Origin of the sequence: Pedobacter sandarakinus, assembly GCF_026240095.1 — a bacterium.
GTDB classification, from domain to species: Bacteria; Bacteroidota; Bacteroidia; order Sphingobacteriales; family Sphingobacteriaceae; genus Pedobacter; species Pedobacter sandarakinus.
In genome coordinates this window covers 507,145-525,313 of record NZ_JAPIVG010000001.1, presented here as the reverse complement: position 1 = coordinate 525,313, position 18,169 = coordinate 507,145, and the positions used below count along the sequence as shown (strand labels likewise).

18 protein-coding genes are annotated in these 18,169 nt (G+C 39.7%); 11 read left to right on the top strand and 7 right to left on the bottom strand.

All coding sequences use genetic code 11. The features are described from left to right. Positions 1 to 81 precede the first annotated feature (81 nt). The 8 genes from OQ268_RS02120 (at position 82) to OQ268_RS02085 (ending at position 8,550) form a co-directional block, all read left to right on the top strand. A complete protein-coding gene (locus tag OQ268_RS02120) occupies positions 82 to 519 on the top strand; it encodes an SPOR domain-containing protein (RefSeq protein WP_265854411.1) in 438 nt (145 codons plus the stop codon). After that, positions 506 to 1,690, top strand: coding sequence for a M20 metallopeptidase family protein (locus OQ268_RS02115; protein WP_265854410.1), 1,185 nt, complete (start codon positions 506 to 508; stop codon positions 1,688 to 1,690). The genes OQ268_RS02120 and OQ268_RS02115 overlap by 14 nt, the downstream gene beginning before the upstream one ends. 78 nt (positions 1,691 to 1,768) lie before the next feature. Beyond that, the gene (locus OQ268_RS02110; RefSeq protein WP_265854409.1) at positions 1,769 to 2,710 is read left to right on the top strand and encodes a hypothetical protein; all 942 of its coding nucleotides are present in this window, start codon (positions 1,769 to 1,771) and stop codon (positions 2,708 to 2,710) included. A gap of 56 nt (positions 2,711 to 2,766) precedes the next feature. After that, complete coding sequence (locus OQ268_RS02105; protein WP_265854408.1) at positions 2,767 to 4,344, top strand: serine hydrolase; 1,578 nt, start codon at positions 2,767 to 2,769, stop codon at positions 4,342 to 4,344. 4 nt (positions 4,345 to 4,348) lie between these two features. Then, complete coding sequence (locus tag OQ268_RS02100) at positions 4,349 to 5,008, top strand: SGNH/GDSL hydrolase family protein (RefSeq protein ID WP_265854407.1); 660 nt, start codon at positions 4,349 to 4,351, stop codon at positions 5,006 to 5,008. Positions 5,009 to 5,120: 112 nt separating this feature from the next. Beyond that, positions 5,121 to 7,106 carry a DNA primase gene (gene dnaG / locus OQ268_RS02095; protein WP_265854406.1) on the top strand — a complete coding sequence of 662 codons (1,986 nt, stop codon included), beginning with the start codon at positions 5,121 to 5,123 and terminating at the stop codon, positions 7,104 to 7,106. 15 nt (positions 7,107 to 7,121) lie between these two features. Then, positions 7,122 to 7,487, top strand: a complete 366-nt coding sequence (locus OQ268_RS02090) for a YraN family protein (protein ID WP_265854405.1) — start codon at positions 7,122 to 7,124, stop codon at positions 7,485 to 7,487. After that, positions 7,465 to 8,550 carry a glutaminyl-peptide cyclotransferase gene (locus tag OQ268_RS02085; protein ID WP_265854404.1) on the top strand — a complete coding sequence of 362 codons (1,086 nt, stop codon included), beginning with the start codon at positions 7,465 to 7,467 and terminating at the stop codon, positions 8,548 to 8,550. The genes OQ268_RS02090 and OQ268_RS02085 overlap by 23 nt, the downstream gene beginning before the upstream one ends. Before the next feature lie 43 nt (positions 8,551 to 8,593). On the opposite strand, the gene OQ268_RS02080 is transcribed toward OQ268_RS02085, so the two are convergent. The 5 genes from OQ268_RS02080 to pgi form a co-directional block, all read right to left on the bottom strand. Next, positions 8,594 to 9,118 (bottom strand): DUF4251 domain-containing protein, encoded by a 525-nt coding sequence (locus OQ268_RS02080; RefSeq protein WP_265854403.1) that lies wholly within the window; start codon positions 9,116 to 9,118, stop codon positions 8,594 to 8,596. A 140-nt stretch (positions 9,119 to 9,258) separates the two neighbouring features. Then, positions 9,259 to 9,711, bottom strand: a complete 453-nt coding sequence (locus OQ268_RS02075; RefSeq protein WP_265854402.1) for a QcrA and Rieske domain-containing protein — start codon at positions 9,709 to 9,711, stop codon at positions 9,259 to 9,261. 11 nt (positions 9,712 to 9,722) lie between these two features. After that, positions 9,723 to 10,661 carry a DUF5777 family beta-barrel protein gene (locus OQ268_RS02070; RefSeq protein WP_265854401.1) on the bottom strand — a complete coding sequence of 313 codons (939 nt, stop codon included), beginning with the start codon at positions 10,659 to 10,661 and terminating at the stop codon, positions 9,723 to 9,725. Between the two features lie 4 nt (positions 10,662 to 10,665). Further along, a complete protein-coding gene (locus tag OQ268_RS02065) occupies positions 10,666 to 11,226 on the bottom strand; it encodes a YceI family protein (protein WP_265854400.1) in 561 nt (186 codons plus the stop codon). Between the two features lie 169 nt (positions 11,227 to 11,395). Beyond that, complete coding sequence (pgi, locus tag OQ268_RS02060) at positions 11,396 to 13,042, bottom strand: glucose-6-phosphate isomerase (protein WP_265854399.1); 1,647 nt, start codon at positions 13,040 to 13,042, stop codon at positions 11,396 to 11,398. A gap of 186 nt (positions 13,043 to 13,228) precedes the next feature. On the opposite strand from pgi, the gene OQ268_RS02055 reads away from it, so the two are divergent. After that, positions 13,229 to 14,533, top strand: coding sequence for an amidohydrolase (locus tag OQ268_RS02055; protein ID WP_265854398.1), 1,305 nt, complete (start codon positions 13,229 to 13,231; stop codon positions 14,531 to 14,533). 50 nt (positions 14,534 to 14,583) lie between these two features. On the opposite strand, the gene OQ268_RS02050 is transcribed toward OQ268_RS02055, so the two are convergent. Continuing rightward, positions 14,584 to 14,919 (bottom strand): hypothetical protein, encoded by a 336-nt coding sequence (locus OQ268_RS02050; RefSeq protein ID WP_265854397.1) that lies wholly within the window; start codon positions 14,917 to 14,919, stop codon positions 14,584 to 14,586. 93 nt (positions 14,920 to 15,012) lie between these two features. Between OQ268_RS02050 and prfB the strand changes: the two genes are divergently transcribed. Together prfB and OQ268_RS02040 are read left to right on the top strand one after the other, a co-directional pair. Continuing rightward, a protein-coding gene (prfB, locus tag OQ268_RS02045) for a peptide chain release factor 2 (RefSeq protein WP_265855154.1) occupies positions 15,013 to 16,087 on the top strand; the annotation gives its coding sequence in 2 pieces (ribosomal slippage) (positions 15,013 to 15,072 and positions 15,074 to 16,087; 1,074 coding nt in all). 10 nt (positions 16,088 to 16,097) lie between these two features. After that, complete coding sequence (locus OQ268_RS02040; RefSeq protein WP_265854396.1) at positions 16,098 to 17,030, top strand: alpha/beta hydrolase; 933 nt, start codon at positions 16,098 to 16,100, stop codon at positions 17,028 to 17,030. Positions 17,031 to 17,044: 14 nt separating this feature from the next. On the opposite strand, the gene OQ268_RS02035 is transcribed toward OQ268_RS02040, so the two are convergent. Further along, positions 17,045 to 18,169 carry a glycoside hydrolase family 18 protein gene (locus OQ268_RS02035; protein WP_265854395.1) on the bottom strand — a complete coding sequence of 375 codons (1,125 nt, stop codon included), beginning with the start codon at positions 18,167 to 18,169 and terminating at the stop codon, positions 17,045 to 17,047.

Genomic DNA, 18,169 nt, shown 5'->3' with positions numbered 1-18,169 from the left:
AACCCATAAAGAATACCGATTTTTGCAAAAATCTTTGTGCTGCTTGCCTAAACAATTTTAGCTCGCCAATGTAATACCACCATGAGAAAACTTTACGCATTCGTATTCTTTATATTGCTATTTAAAATTTCTTTAGCACAACGGGGTGAAGTAACGGTTATCAAAGACCCGTTAATAGATAGTCTGATTGCCAAACGAGCAGCTGTGTATAAAACAACAGGTGAGGTTAAGCCAGGGAAGCCGATTGTATCTGCCTATGGTTACCGCGTACAAATTTTTTATGGATCAGACAGGCGGGAGGTTTTTAACCAGCAAGCACGCTTTAAAACCTTGTATCCACGACTAAATACTTACCTGGTTTACAAAGAACCGAATTACTATGTTCGGGTAGGCGATTTTAGAACACGGCTTGAGGCACAACGATTGATGAGCGAAATCAGGCCTACATTCCCAACTTTGTTTATTTTTAGAGAAAAAATTAATGCACCGCAATTAGATATCACCGATGATCAAAGATAGAGTAAAAGCACTAGCCGAAGATATTTTTAACGATGTTGTAGCCTTCCGCCAGCATTTACACGCCAACCCGGAATTATCTTACCATGAATTTGAAACTTCAAAATTCGTTAAAGATAAACTTACCAAATGGGGAATTGAGTTTACAAGCTGCGCTAACACAGGTGTGGTAGGTATAATCAAAGGCAAATTGCCATCGAACCAGGTTATTGCGCTGCGTGGCGATATGGATGCATTGCCTATTCAAGAAGAAAACGATAAGCCTTACCGTTCTAACAATAATGGTGTGATGCATGCATGCGGACACGACGTACATACTTCATCACTATTGGGTTCTGCATATATTTTAAATCAAATGAAAGATGATTTTGGTGGAACCATTAAGCTTATTTTTCAGCCTGCTGAAGAACTACTTCCTGGAGGAGCCAGTATCATGATTAAAGAAGGTGTACTGGAAAACCCTAAGCCCGATTATATCGTTGGGCAGCATGTTATGCCATTGATAGATGCAGGTAAAGTAGGTTTCAGGTCGGGCATATACATGGCTTCAACAGATGAGTTATATGTTACTGTTACCGGGAAGGGTGGCCATGGTGCACAGCCTCATCAAAACATCGATCCAGTGGTTATTGCATCGCATATTATAATTGCTTTACAACAAATTGTAAGTCGCAATGCCGATCCACGCACCCCTTCTGTACTATCTTTCGGCAAGGTAACTGCCAACGGTGCTACCAACGTAATTCCTAATGAAGTAAAAATTGAAGGCACCTTTAGAACTCTTGATGAAGAGTGGCGGGCAGAAGCTCATAAGCGCATGAAAAAAATGGCTGAAGGGATTGCAGAAAGCATGGGGGGTAGCTGCAACTTTGATATTCATAGAGGTTATCCATTTCTAATTAATGAGGAAAAGCTAACCACGAATGCAAGATCTTTTGCTGAAGACTTTTTAGGCAAAGAGAATGTGGTAGATTTAGATATTTGGATGGCTGCTGAAGATTTCTCCTTCTATTCTCAGGTTACTGATGCCTGTTTTTATCGCTTAGGCACAGGAAATGCGGAAAAAGACACCAGACACTCGGTACACACGCCAAGGTTTGATATCGACGAAGATGCGCTGAAACTATCCACCGGCCTAATGGCTTATATTGCCTTGAAACAATTGGGTAATTAATCCTCGACATTGTTTCGCAAACATCTAATTGATCCACATCGGGTTATAACGGCATTGTTTTTGCCAATTATTCAGAGCATGAAAAAAATCCTATTTGTTTGTACCCTTATAACGTTCTTTTATAATGGTTTTGCCCAGGAAATACCGCGTTTTAATCCAGATACAATCAAAACCATTACCCTTGATTCTACGGTCAATATTAAAGCGGAAAAGCTAAACATAGAAACTTTCATCAATAAGGTTATCAACGATACTTCGTTTTATCAATCGTTCAGAGATATGAAACGATATAGCTTTATTGCTGAGAACCGCATTTTTAGCTATGATAAAAACAATAAAGTTGATGGAAAGGTCTATCGTAAAATAAGGCACAATAACAGCGGTCCGTATAAAATGGAATACCTGGTAAAGCAGGATACAGGAAAGATCTATAAGAAAAATGGCAAGTATCAGCTTTATACGGTAGAAATGTTCGACTACATTTTTATGAACGCCTATAATACCGATTTTGTGCCAAATGCATCGGCTGGCGATGGCAAGGGAGGTACCAACGAAAGTTATAAAGATAAGCTGAAAACTTTAATTTTTAACCCCGGAAGGCCAATTAAGGTTCCATTTATTGGTAGCAAGACAGAGATTTTTACCGCAAACATGCGTCAATATTACGACTATGGCTTCACCAGCGGCACTTATCTGGATTCTATCCCCGTATACCGTTTTAAAGTTTCAGTAAAGCCAGATTTAAGTAGTTATACAAAGGATGGAATTATGATCAAGGAATTGGTAACCATTTTTGATAAACGCAATTTCAATATTCTAGGTCGTTACATCGATATGAAATATGGCAATTTGCTATTCGATTTTGATGTGCAGATGAATATTGAAATGGGGTATTTTGGTGAAGATAAACTTCCTACAAAAATAACCTATCAGGGTAATTGGGATTATCCGTTTAAAAAGGAAGAACGTGCCAGTTTCCTGATTGTACACAAAGATTACAAGCTCGAAAAGGGCAAATAAGCCTGTATGGTTTTGAAAGAATTGTTATCTTTAAACGATCTTTTAAAAACTAATCCATGCATCTTTTAATTCGTTTCACGATAAAAACAATTTGCGCTGTGCTGTTTTTTACCAGCATAAACACCCAGGCGCAAGTGCTTACCAGTCAGCAGATTGATAGTGTAGCAGCGAAAACACTCCAAACGTTTAATGTACCCGGTATTGCTGTCGCTGTAATTAAAGATGGAAAAGTAATCCATGCAAAAGGGTATGGGGTACGTTCGATAAAGACAAACCAAAAGGTGGATGAAAACACGCTTTTTGGTGTAGCTTCCAATACGAAAGCATTTACAGCAGCGGCATTGGGAATGTTAGTGGATGAAAATAAAATTACCTGGGATACGAAGGTTACTGATATTATCCCCGAATTTAAGATGTACGATCCATTTGTAACCAACGAATTTACCATCCGCGATTTATTAACACACCGCAGTGGGTTAGGCCTTGGGGCGGGAGATTTAATGATCTGGCCAGATTCATCAACTGTTACCAAAAACCAGTTAATCCACAATTTACGCTATTTAAAGCCTGTGTCGTCTTTCCGTACCAAGTACGATTACGATAACCTGCTTTACATTGTTGCGGGCGATGTGATTTCCAGGGTCTCGAAAATGCCATATGAAGATTTTATTGAAAGCAGGTTTTTTAAGCCATTAGCGATGTCTACAACAGCAGCATCCTGGTATCGCTTGAAAGATAAATCAAATGTAATAGACGGACATGCGCCTTACCAAGGCAAGCTGCTACCTGTGGGGTTGAGTTTTGGCGAAGTGGCCAATGCAGCCGGAGGTATTTACTCGAGTGTGACCGATATGAGCAAATGGGTGTTAGCCATGATTAATGGTGGCAAATACGGTGAAAATCTGGAGAAAAAACTTTTTAGTGCTGCTGTTGCAAAGGAATTGTGGACACCACAAACCATCATTGCCGGAGGAAATCCTGTAAGTTTTAGCAGTTACGGACTGGGATGGTTCTTAAGTAATGTAAATGGTAAATTCCAGGCTACACATACCGGTGGTTTATCGGGCATTGTTACCCAGGTAACCGTCTTACCAGAACTGAAACTGGGAATCATCGTACTAACCAACCAGCAGTCTGGTGCCGCATTTAATTCTATTACTAACAGTATCAAAGATGGCTATCTAGGGATAAAAGGTGTAGATAGAATTAAATTGTATAATGATAACCGATTGAAAAATGAGCGTGATGCCGATGAAATGGTTGCGAAAGTTTGGGCAGATATCACGGCGCAACAAAAGTTAAGCACTGCACAACCTGATGCCAAAAATTACGTTGGTACTTATCAAGATCAATGGTTTGGCGAGGTAAACATTACCGCTAATAATGGCAGAATGCATTTCCAAGCCAAGAACTCACCAAAACTGAAAGGCGACCTTACATTTTATAAGGGTAATACCTTCATTGTGAAATGGTACGATAGAAGTTTGGATGCTGATGCATTTGTCAATTTTAGTTTAAATCATGAGGGTAACGCCAACGGTTTTAAAATGCAAGCCATATCTCCGTTAACAGATTTTAGCTTCGACTTCCAGGATCTTAATTTTAATAAAAGTGAAAAACAATCAACCAAATAAAAACATGAAAAAATTAATCAGAATCAGCTTATTCTTAGGTGTTTGCCTTATCATTTTTACATCAATGACAATTAAACCTAAACGCATTATTTTCTTTGGAGATTCCATTACACAACAGGGTGTGTCTAAAAATGGGTACGTTTCCCTAATCAGGAAATCATTAGACTCTACCAAATATGACATTATTGGTGCAGGCATTGGCGGTAACAAAGTCTACGATTTATACTTGCGTTTAGAAGACGATGTGCTCAATAAAAAACCAGATCTAGTAGTGATCTATGTAGGCATAAATGATGTATGGCATAAACAATCATCGCATACCGGAACAGATTACGACAAGTACCTAAAATTCTATCAGGCATTGATTAATAAAATACAAGGTGTAGGTAGCAAAGTGGTATTGTGTACACCATCAGTTGTAGGCGAAAAGAAAGATGGCACTAATGAGCTAGATGCCGACCTAAACAAATACGCTGCCGGAATTAGAGAATTGGCTCAGAAAAATAATCTTCCACTTTGTGATTTAAGGAAAACTTTTACTGAATATGAAGCTGTACACAATACTGATGATAGTGAGAAAGGCGTTTTAACAGTAGACCGGGTTCACTTAAATGAAACAGGCAATAAATTAGTTGCCGACCAGTTATTGCCGTTGGTAAAATAGAAGATAACTATTTGGCTTAAGTGGAAAATTAGATGCAATAGCCGATAGAAGCATATTTACCAAAATATTAAGGTTAACGATAGCAAGCAAGCAATCTTTAGGGGTTTGAAATATGATCAACCGTGAAACGATAGATAAGATAATGGATACCGCCCGTATTGAGGAGGTTGTTGGGGATTTCGTACATCTTAAAAAACGCGGTACCAGTTTAATTGGAAATTGCCCATTCCATGGAGAAAAAACACCATCATTTCATGTTTCGGTTACTAAAGGAATTTATAAATGCTTCGGTTGTGGTAAAGGCGGAGATTCGGTGCGGTTCGTTATGGACCACGAGAAATATTCTTATCCCGAAGCACTCAAGTTCTTAGCTAATAAGTACAATATAGAAGTAGAGGAAACTGAAATTTCTGCCGAAGCTGCTGAAGCGCAAAGTGCTAAAGAGAGTTTGTACATCGTTTCGCAATATGCAGTTGCCTTTTTTGTAAAACAACTTTGGGATACCGAGGAAGGACGAGGAATAGGTTTAAGCTATTTTAAAGAACGCGGTTTTAGGGAAGACATTTTAAAGAAGTTCGAGGTTGGCTACTCGCCCGATGTGTGGGATGCTTTAACACAGAGCGCCACCGGCGGCGGACATAAATTAGAATTTTTAGAAGCTACAGGTTTGTCCATTAAGAACGAAAATGGCAAAATTTACGATCGCTTCCGGGGTAGGGTGATGTTCCCGATCCATAACTTTACCGGCAGGGTTATTGGTTTTGGAGGAAGAACTTTAAAAACAGATAAAAATGTACCGAAATATGTAAACTCTCCGGAGAGTGATATTTACCATAAATCAAATGTACTTTATGGCTTATTCCATGCGAAGAAAGCCATTAGAGATTTGGATAATTGCTATCTGGCAGAGGGTTATGCCGATGTATTGTCCGTGCACCAGGCGGGGATAGAGAATGTCGTAGCATCATCGGGCACTTCATTAACGGTAGAGCAAATTAAACTCATCAGTCGTTTTACACAAAACATTACCATTCTGTTTGATGGAGATGCAGCGGGTATTAAAGCTTCGTTAAGAGGATTAGATATGATTCTGGAAGAAGGTTTGAACGTAAAGATCGTATCTTTTCCAGATGGGCATGATCCGGATTCATACATGCATCACGTTGGTGCAGGGGCTTTTAAAACCTACCTTGAAAACAATCGCAAGGATTTTATTCTCTATAAAGCCAATGTTCTTTTAAAAGATGCCGGAGATGATCCCATAAAACGGGCAGGGATTATCCGCGATATCGTAGAAAGCATTGCTAAAATTCCAGATCCCATCAAGGCATCGTTATTTATCAGAGAAAGTAGCAATCTCCTATCCATTGAAGAAAGTATTCTGCTTGCTGAGCTTAACAAAATGCGCTCTACTAGGGTAAAGAAGAATTTTGAGAACAACCAGCGGGCGGCAACCCAGGCTAACCATTCTAGTTCTTATAATAGCGGTCAACCAGAACCGCTGGGTCCGCCAGATCATCTTTGGGATGACAATGCAGGGCCATCAGGCTATGGAGAACCTACCGTAGAAAGTGATGAGATCCAAGAGAAAGAAATTGTTCGCCTGTTACTTGCATACGGACATGAGTTGGTAAATTGGGATCACATCGATGACATGTACATCGGTTCGTTCGTGATGCAGAATCTAGCAGATGTAGTTTTTGAAAACCCTATTTGTAACGACATCATCGAATATTACAAAACTGAAATTGACAACGGCCGGTTGCCCACAGCCAATCACTTTATCAAACATGAAAAAAGAGAGATTGCGGATTTAGCCATCACACTCTCGACTTCAGAATATGCGCTGAGCGAGAACTGGTTAAATAAACACCTTATTTATGTTAAGGATGAATCGATGAACCTTAAAGCAACCATATTGGGCGGCATATTCCACCTCAAAAAGCGAAAGGTAGATCGGATTTTAAGTAATCTTTTAAAAGAAATAAAGGATGAAAAAGACACCGATAATCAAATGATTCTTATGCAACGTTATGGCGTAATTAAGGGAGTTGAACGAGAGATTTCGAAATTTTTAGGTTCGGTAATTGTAAAATAGATTAGCGCAAAGCTTATGGCAAGTCATAATGATTTGGGTAAACAAGGGGAAGAAATCGCTAAAAAATACTTAACGGAAAATGGTTATGAGGTTTTAGATGAAAACTGGACTTATGGTAAATCGGAGGTTGATCTAATTGTCTACAAAAATGCCATCATGATTTTTGTAGAAGTGAAAACTCGAAGCTCTGTTGCCTTTGGCGATCCTGAAGCTTTTGTGAACAAGGCCAAACAAAAACAAATGGAATTGGCTTCTACAGCATATATTGAAATTATGAATCACCAAAACGACATCCGTTTTGATATTATTGCAATTACATTTACAAAAAATAAAAATTACACACTTAAACATATTGAAGATGCTTTTTGGCCTGAAGACTAATCAACCAACCAAATTATTTTTACTTATAGCATGCACTGCATTTTTAAATGCATGTAAGGAAAAGTCGGCAAGTACCTACCGTTCCTTCGTATCTCCCATGATGGGGCTTAACATTGCATCTGGGAAACCGTTCGATGTGCAGTTGCTTTTCGGAAAAGAGAAGAAGGTAGATTCTGTAGTTTATTTTCTGGATAGTACACGCATAGCGGCTAGAACCGATACCACAGCGATTAAAATGGAAACCACTGGCTTAAAATTGGGCAACCATTTGCTCACGGCGAAGATTTATGGTGAGGGTGCGGCAGATGAACTTACCTCGAACGTTAATATTTTAGCTGGGCAAGCACCCGTAGATTATACATATAAAATAGTTAAAACCCTGCCGCATGATACTGCTTCTTATGTAGAAGGATTAGAGTACCACGACGGTTTCTTTTATGAAAGTGCAGGAGATTACGGGCACTCGAGTCTACGAAGGGTAGTGCCTGCTACCGGCGAAATAGTGCAAAAAGTAGATCTACCACAGCAATTTTTTGGTGAAGGAATGACGGTAGTTGGAGATAAGATTATCCAGCTTACTTATCGGGAAAAAACCGGATTTGTTTACGACAAGAATAGTTTCAAAAAATTATCGGAATTTACATATAACGAAGGCACACAGGAAGGCTGGGGATTAAACTTCGATGGTGAGAAAATCCTCAAAACCGACGGGTCGAATAGTATTTTTTTCCTTGATAAGGATACCTACAAAGTTATAGGTGCAATAGAGGTGTTCGATGATAAAGGGGCAATATCGCAGCTAAATGAGCTGGAGTATATCGATGGTAAAATTTATGCCAATGTGTATACCACTAACAATATCTTAATTATTAACCCGGCAACTGGCGCCGTAGAAGGAAAGATTAACTTGTTAGGCTTACTGCCAAACAACTATTTTAAAACCGAGGATGAGCGGGCAAACAATGTTCTCAATGGTATTGCATACGATAAAGTTGCCAAAAAACTATATGTTACCGGTAAGAAATGGCCGCATATTTTCGAGATCAAAATTTCTAAATCCTAACATAGAAAAGCCAGATTGATTAAATCTGGCTTCCACTATTAAGCTATTTTTTCGGCTCATTCAAATACCCATTAAAGGTAATGGGCTGTTTGTTATTGCCTGTGGCAACAAGCGTTGCATATCCATTAGTAGAAACATTTAACGTTAAACGATAATTTTCTCGTTTGTTATCTTTCGTATTAATCAAGATTGTTCTGGCGCCTTTTTTATTGGTCGATTCTTTGTAGCTAAAATCTTTGGAAGTAAATTTAATTCCCCCCTCACTTGGGTTTGTAGGTGCATTAAAAGCTCTGCCAAAGTAAGGTAAGAAAGCGACTACACTATCTTTGGTAACCCTTAAATCGTATTGGCTACCTGTCAGGTTAATCATCCCTCCACCCATTCCTCCAGGCATTCTAGATAAAACCTGAGAAACATCCATGTTAGCCATTGGAATGGCTGAATTGGCCACGAAAGTGTATTTTTGTTCGTTAAGAATTTTAACGGTAGTTTCTTTATCGGTTTGTGCAAACAGCTGCATGGCTGTTGTTACCAATGCGATGCTCAACACTAATTTTAATTGTTTCATATTGTTTTGTTTAATGATATAACAAATTAAGGATGTATGAGTTTGTCTTATTCCATAAACCTAGCGGAGATTATTTCTTAAAGTTAGGCAAAAAAAAGGCAGTACCATATCGGTACTGCCTAAACCCTAAAATGAAACAATTATGCCGTTGCGGTTAGTGTGGTGCCAGAAACCGTAATGGGATAAACTTTTAAAGCGCTAGTTGTTCCGCCGTCGTTAGGTTGTGCCAATACGCTACCAGTTGTAGTGTACCTCGAACTATGCAAACTACATTGAATATAATTATTGGCTTGAATAAAGCTTAACGAGCCACCTTGATGAGGACATACAGCTTGTGTTGCAGCAAATGAAGTGGTTGCATTTCCTGTTGCAGTTCGAATAAATAAAATACCGCTTACTACCACCGAAGCGCCAACTGTAAGTAATTGCGTACCCAAATCGACACTGGCAGTAGTGCCTGGAGGTACACCTCCGCCGGCTGGTTTACTTGGATCTGGCGAGTCGCCTTTTTTGCCACATGCAGAGAAACATGCACCCGTACACACCATGGCTACTCCCAGCCCTAATGATTTGATAAATTCGTTACGTTCCATAATATTGTTTTTTAATAAATTTTGGTTTGAAGGTCTTTGTCTTTTGATTTAAAAAGTGTGAAATTCCTGGAAATGGTGAAGCCAAAGCGTACGCCTCCGTTTCCCCACGATTTTTTAGTGTCTGGTATGAAGCTATTTTCAGAAATGTATTCGGCATTCATAAAGTTCAATGAGAAAACGTGTCCTCCTGTTTCAATTTCCAAGCCTACACCCAAGGGATTATAAAATTGCTGAACCAGGTCTTTTGGTCTGTTCAAACCATTTACCAGGGTGTAGTCGGCCACGAAAGAAAGACGTTTTGTTAATTTGAATCTTCCGGCGAAGCCTATACTAAAGAGCGATTGTGGGTCGTTTGGTTCTGTGGTGTTTTTGCGTATTAAAACAGCCGGTGCAACCTGCAATGACAGTTTTTGAGTAATCTTTCTGGAAAATATTGGCTGCAGAAAATAAGAAAACCGATTAGCATAAGCGCTGAATTCCGTATTGTTGAATGGTGCCCTCGCAATCCAGCCCATTTGAGCTAAGAACGTAACATTAATTGGTACATTGCCATTTTTGCCACCTCCCTGTGTTAAAATCTTGTACTTCAAAAAACCATTGTAAAGCTCATCGTGCTTGCTTCTGCCGATGCTTACGGTTAAGTTATCTGTAATGCCATAATCGAAACCAATAAACAAATCAGAAGCTACATCTAATCCATACAGCGTATGAGCGCTTCCAAATTCACCTCCGATATCTCCAAAATGATGCCTGATGCGCATGTCGAGGTCGTGTTTTTTTTGCGTTTCTGTAGAGTGTGATAACACAATCCTGGTTGATTTGAAGGCAGGATTTTGCATAACTTTTTGTGTGGTATCCGCTATCGATTTTAAAAGCGAATCTGCATCCTGACCAAAGGCGCTGACAGTGGAGAAAATAGCAAGGCACCAAATTGTAGCATGTTTAATCATATATTCAAGGTTTTGGGTTAAGGGTTCCATTTACTTTCACGCTAATTACTTTCGCAATTTTCGTAAAGACCAAAGTTGGAATGTCAATGTCATGATCTGAACAGGCCACCTCAAAATCTGCACTCACTGAAATCACGCCATTTTTTACTGTCACTTTGGTGGGGATACTTCTAGGCTTACTCACACCGTGCAGCGTTAAAATACCCTTGGCAATCGATTTATATTCGCCATCCTCTTTCCAATTGATGTTTGGCGAAAGAGAGCCTTTAAACGTCGCATAAGGAAATTTATCACTCTCCATGTAGTTTTCGTTGAAATGTTCTTGCATAAGTTTCTTCTCAAACTCAAAACTTTTAATGGCAACCTGAAAAGCGAACGCTCCGTTTTGGGCAATTAAAACTGCAGATGTTTTGTTGCTTGCAGCTTTAATATCTTCTATTGGGGTTGATGAATAGAAAGATATCTTTACATTATTCGAAATATAATTCTGTGCTTTTATACCAGGCATCTGAATTATTAAAAACAGGGCAACGAAAACGATCAAATGGAGTTTGTTTTTTTTCATGCTGATGTGTTTTAGGCTTGTTGGGTTTACTACAGCTTGGTTGGTTGGGTGCTTTGTCTGGATTACGATGGGTGAATTGAATTGGTTGCCTCGAAATTATTTTTTTCACAAAAAAAGCCATCGCAAACTGCGATGGCTCAAATAGGATATGTGATGATGATAGTTTTTCCTATCTCCAGGCTTTATATTGGTTAATCAATCCATTCGTAGAGCTATCATGGCTGCTTATAACGTCGTTATTTTCTAATTCTGGAAGTATTTTTTTAGCCAATTGCTTTCCAAGTTCAACACCCCACTGGTCGAAACTGAAGATGTTCCAGATTACACCTTGTACGAAAATTTTATGTTCATACATCGCTACCAAAGTTCCTAAAGTATAGGGCGTCACTTTCTTTAATAAAATCGAATTGGTTGGTCTGTTTCCTTCGAAAACCTTAAATGGTGCAATCTTGCCTATCTCCTCATCTGATTTTCCATCTTTCTTCAATTCTGCAACAACTTCAGTTTCTGTTTTGCCATTCATTAATGCTTCTGTTTGAGCAAAGAAGTTAGAAAGTAAAATAGGGTGATGCTCGCCTAGGGGGTTAAGGCTTTGTGCGGGTGCGATGAAATCTGCAGGAATAATTCGTGTACCCTGGTGAATCAGTTGGTAGAAAGCATGTTGCCCATTTGTGCCAGGTTCGCCCCAGATAATCGGACCAGTCTCATAATCTACCTCGTTTCCATTACGGTCTACATGTTTGCCGTTACTCTCCATATCACCTTGTTGGAAATACGCCGCAAAGCGATGCATATATTGGTCGTAAGGTAAAATTACCTGGGTCTCCGCATTGTAGAAATTGATGTACCAGATGCCAAGTAAGCCTAAAATAACCGGGATGTTGGTTTCAAAAGAGGCTGTTTGAAAATGATTATCAGCAGCGTAGGCGCCAGCTAATAGTTCCTTAAAATTATCAAAACCGATGCTTAAAGAGATAGACAAACCAATCGCACTCCAGAGAGAATAGCGACCACCAACCCAATCCCAAAACTCAAACATATTTTCGGTATCGATACCAAAAGCTGATACATCTTTGGCATTGGTTGACAGGGCAGCGAAGTGTTTCGCGATATCTTTTTCGGTAGCGCCTTTCTCCAAAAACCAACTTCGTGCAGAGTGTGCATTGGTCATGGTTTCCTGGGTGGTAAAGGTTTTCGATGCTACTAAAAATAACGTAGTTTCTGCATTTAAGGCAGCAAGCGTTTCGGCAATATGTGTTCCATCAATGTTAGATACAAAATGCACATTTAAGTGATTTTTATAATGCTTTAACGCTTCGGTAACCATCACCGGACCTAAATCTGATCCACCGATACCAATGTTTACAATATCTGTAATTGCTTTTCCAGTGTAACCCTTCCAGTCGCCATTGATAATGCTGTTGCTAAATTTCTCCATTTTTGCTAAAACAGCATTTACATCAGGCATCACATCTTTTCCATCAACCAAAACAGGAGTGTTGCTGAGGTTACGTAAAGCCGTATGTAATACCGCCCGATCTTCTGTTTCATTAATTTTATCACCAGCAAACATGGCCTTTATCGCGTCATCTAACTTGCACTCACGGGCCAGCTGCAATAGCAAAGCGAGGGTTTCATCATTTATTCGGTTTTTGCTATAATCTAATAAGATGTCTTCGAAAAACACCGAGAATTTGTTGAAACGGTCTGCATCTTCAGAAAAAAAATCTTTAATGCTTTTCTCATTAACATCTATAAAATGATCGGCCAAATATTTATATGCCTCGGTTTCATTAAAATTTATCTTTGGTAACATAGTTTATTCTTTTTGTAAAAGTAATAAAGCTAATATTTAAAACAGATTTTTTGTGTGTAAAATGCATTTCATTTATGCCAATACATCTGGTGTTCATGAACTTGTCTAATTCAATTTTCATTTCGGGTGCCCTGATTGCTTTATCAGCTTAAATTTTATTAGCTTAGTACATCAGCAAACTAACTAATGAAGAAAATATATTTACTTGGACTTGTGTTTATGACATACCAGTCTATGGCGCAGAATGCCCCATTGAATGCTAACGTTTCAAAAAAGGCAAATGAAATAGAACAGAAGGTAATTCAATGGCGTAGAGATTTTCACGAACATCCCGAACTGGGAAATATGGAGCAGAGAACTGCTGGCATTGTAGCTAAGCATTTAACCAGCCTGGGTTTTGAGGTGCGTACAGGTGTGGCAAAAACTGGCGTTGTTGGTGTACTTAAAGGCGGCAAGCCTGGTCCGGTAGTTGCATTAAGAGCAGATATGGACGGTTTGCCAGTTACAGAGCGGGTCGACCTGCCTTTTGCATCGAAAGTTAAAACACAATATAATGGCCAGGAAGTTGGCGTGATGCATGCTTGTGGGCACGATAGCCATGTCGCTATTTTGATGGGGGTTGCAGAAGTATTAAGTGGCATGAGGAAAGATATTGCAGGTACTGTAAAACTGATCTTTCAACCTGCCGAGGAGGGCGTTCCTGCTGGTGAAGAAGGCGGCGCTGCACTCATGATTAAAGAAGGCGTTTTAGAAAACCCAAAGGTTGATGTGATTTTTGGACTACACATAAATGCTCAAACAGAGGTTGGTAAAGTAACCTATCGTCCGGGTGGTACAATGGCTGCCGTGAACGATATGAAAATTACCGTAACTGGGCGTCAGGCGCATGGCGCATATCCGTGGAGCAGTATCGATCCAATTGTTACTGCAGCTCAGATCATTAATAACCTGCAAACGATTGTTAGTAGAAATCTAAATCTTACCGAAAATCCGGGCGTAGTAACCATTGGGGCCATTAATGGTGGTGTGCGTTCCAATATCATCCCAGAAAAAGTCGAAATGCTTGGTACGGTTCGTAACTTTAGCAAGGAAGACGAAGCTATGTTTATCGACAGGATAAAAACTATTGCTACCAAAACGGCAGAAGCAAATGGCGCAACCGCCGAGGTAAAAATACCTTATAGCAATCATTACCCGGTAACATTCAACAATGTTGCCCTAACCGAAAAAATGCTTCCAAGTATGAAAGCTACAGCAGGCGCAGAGAATGTGATGTTAAAGCCACCTGTTACCGGTGCCGAAGACTTTTCTTTTTTTCAGGAGAAAGTGCCGGGGCTTTTTGTTTTTCTTGGTGGAATGCGTAAGGGTAAAGACCCTCTAAAAACCGCCTCTCATCACACGCCAGATTTCTATTTAGATGAAAGTGGCTTTGTATTGGGCGTAAAGTTGTTGGCAAATCTTACTTTAGATTACATGTCGATGAAAAAATAGAAAAAAAGCTATCGGATTACCGATAGCTTTTTTTGGTTCAAATGTTGATTTCAAATGCGTTTCCTGCTATTGTGCTTTTTAGCATGAATGCTTTTACTCAATTTTGCTTCATTTTTAGCAATGCTTTTCTTTTCATCTATTGAAACATTGCCATCGGCCTTTGCATCTTTAACGCTATTTTTCAGATTCTTATTTCGACCTCGTAAAGCCCTTGCTTCCCTCTTCGTAATTTCACCATCTTCAATCCCAGTTTTTACCCTTTGTTTGTCTCGCTGGCGAATTTCTTTGGGGGTTACTTTGTTCGTTGTGGCGGGTGTTTGTGCCGATGTTGTTGAGCCGTATGCAAGTGCTGCAATGATTAAAGCTCCTGTCAATTTAATGTTCATAACATTTAGTTTATGTTTTGTGAAATAGATTTAGGTTAACGTAAAAGGTTTAATACGAAGAAAAAAGAAATTTAAATGTCTACATTTGTCGCTATGACAAAAGAAAATCTTCAGGATTTAAGAGATAGAATAACGTCTCTGAGGAGGCATCTTTGACGTTGATGAGTTACTTTACGCCATTCGCGAAGAAGAAAAACTAACCATGGCTCCCGATTTTTGGGATGAGCCAAAAAAAGCAGAAAAAATTCTAGCAGAAATCAGCGCAAAAAAGAAATGGACAGATGGTTTTAACGAAACCAACAGTGCTGTGGAAGATGCAGCAGTCCTTTTCGAGTTCTTTCAATCTGGTGATGCTACGGAAGCAGAACTTAAAGAACAATTCGAGAATAGTACAAGGGCTGTTGAGGAGTTGGAGCTTAAGAACATGTTGCGCAACAAGGAAGATCAGCTTTCGGCCGTGATGCAAATTACAGCTGGTGCCGGTGGTACCGAAAGTTGCGACTGGGCGTATATGTTAATGCGGATGTATTTAATGTGGGGTGAGAAGAATGGCTATAAAATCACCGAACAAGACAGCCAGGAAGGTGAAATTGCCGGAATAAAATCAGTTACGCTACAGTTCGATGGTGATTTTTCTTATGGATATTTGAAAGGCGAAAATGGTGTTCATCGCTTGGTGCGTATTTCTCCATTCGATTCTAATGCCCGTAGGCATACCTCTTTTGCTTCAGTATACGTTTATCCTTTGGTAGATGATACCATAGAAATTGATATCAACCCGGCAGATATAGAATTTGAAACGTTTAGGGCAGGGGGTGCTGGCGGACAAAATGTAAACAAGGTAGAAACTGCGGTTCGTTTGTACCACAAACCATCGGGTATCATCATTAAGAATCAAGAGTCGAGATCGCAGTTGCAAAACAAGGAAAATGCAATTCGTTTACTAAAATCGCAACTCTACGAAGTTGAAGAGCGTAAACGTAAGGAGGCTACCGCTGCAGTAGAGGGCGCTAAGAAAAAGATAGAATGGGGGTCGCAGATTCGCAGTTACGTTTTAGATGACAGGCGGGTAAAAGATCATCGTACGAATTACCAAACCTCTAATCCCGATGCTGTTTTAAATGGCGATATCAATGAGTTTTTGAAAGCATATTTAATGGAATTCTAGCATAATAGAAATGACAAAACTGGCACTTAACATCTTGTTTTTCGTGATGATTGCATCCCTTAGCAGAGCTCAGGAGGTTCTTCCGCTTTATAACGGACAAATTCCTGGAGCCAAAGCTACACCCAAAACCTATGTAGAAAATACCGAAGTGAGGCCTAATGGTACGTTAAGTATTACAAAGGTTTCGGTACCTACCCTAACTATTTTTGAAGCACCGGAAGCTATTTCTACTGGTACGGCTGTAATCATTTGTCCTGGTGGGGGTTACGGGGCGCTGGCTTTCAGTCATGAGGGTATAGATGTTGCCAAACGATTGAATGCCATCGGTGTTACTGCCTTTGTACTAAAATACCGCTTACCAAGCGATGAAATTATGGTCGATAAAACCTTCGCCTGTTTGCAGGATGCGCAGCAGGCAATTTACCTGGTTAGGAAAAACGCAAAGCGATACCACATCAAATCTAACAAACTTGGTGTTTTAGGGTTTTCGGCTGGTGGCCATTTTGCATCTACCTTGTTAACACATTATGGGGATGTTAAAATCGATAATCCCGAAAAAATAAATCTGAAGCCTGATTTTGGCGTATTAGTTTATCCGGTAATTAGTTTCCAAGAGTCGGTGCATGCGGGCACAAAGAGAAATTTGCTCGGCGATCAACCATCTGATAGTTTGAGCACCTATTTTTCAGCAAATAAGAATGTAGACCGACAAACACCTCCTGTTTATTTCGTTCATGCCAAAGACGATCAGGTGGTTCCGGTTGCCAATAGCGAATTGATGCACCAGGCCTTACTTGCCGCTAATGTGCCCAGTAACTTGCTGTACTACGAAAAGGGCGGCCATGGCTTTGGGCTTACCAATAAAACTTCAGATGTAGATTGGTTTAAGCTAATGGCTGGTTGGTTGAAAACCCAAAAGTTTAAAGTAAGCGGCAGTTTCTAAAGGGAATATATTGCTTATTTTAACTCCTCGCTTCTAATGGTTTCGGCAATCACATCCAGTAAACCGTTAGCAGGAAGATCATCTTTAAGTTCCCAAAACATTATTCCATTTAGCTTTCTATCAATTACATACCTCGTTTTGATGCTAATTGATTTGGCATCATCAAGACTAGCAATTTGTTTCAGCGCTGCGTTGTAGTAAAAGGGTGCCTTTGCTTCCTGATCCCAAAAATATTTGAAACCGCTTCCATTGTCAAACGCTTTCTGGTAATCTTTCGACGAAACGCTTTTTAAAAACTTAGTGGGTTGATATAAGCCTTGGTTTGCCTCGGTTGTGTTTTGAAAAACTCTTGCGTAGAATGCCGCACCTAAAGCAATCTTGCTGGCAGGAACGCCAAGTTTAAGTATCTCATTAATAGCATAATCAGTAGAAATCTGCTGCTGGCTGGTAGAGAATAAAGGTGTATGGTGGCCGCTTAGCTTTGCATAACCGCTTACCAAATCATAGCTCATTAAATTTACCCTGTTCACCAAAGGCATTACCTTATCCCACTCGAAACAAGAATCAATACAGTTTTTAGTTCCTCCGGCAGCGAAACTAATTTCGGCTTTTCGGCCTATTGTTTTTCGCAATTCTTTTACAAGAAGCGTAAAATTTTGTTTGTCTTCAGGTCTGTAGCGGTGCCCCGGATAGCCCACAACCGCTGGGTATTCCCAGTCGATATCAATACCATCAGCCTTAAAATAATCCAAAATCGATTTCGTGGTTTTGGCGAATGTTTTTCTGCCGCTGTCTCGACTAAAAACTTCAGAGCAGCTTTCGCAGGCGCTCCATCCGCCCATTGCAATCATCACTTTTAAATTCGGATTCCTTTTTTTTAAGCTCACCATCTCCTTAATCAAGGCCGAATCCCTAGCGGTTTTGATGTGTAAGCTGTCTCCTTTCAGCTTTGCGAAGCTGTAAATTAAGTGCGTAATCTCTTCTATGCGGAATCGGTGTATAGGCGTTCCACTACCGGTTGAGTAGGCAATAACATTTGGTTTTGTTATTTTTTGTGCGTTCGATAACTGGGAGCTAAACACGAAAAACATCAACAAAATGAAAATTGAAAAACGGAGCCAAAGCTTAGGTTTAATCAT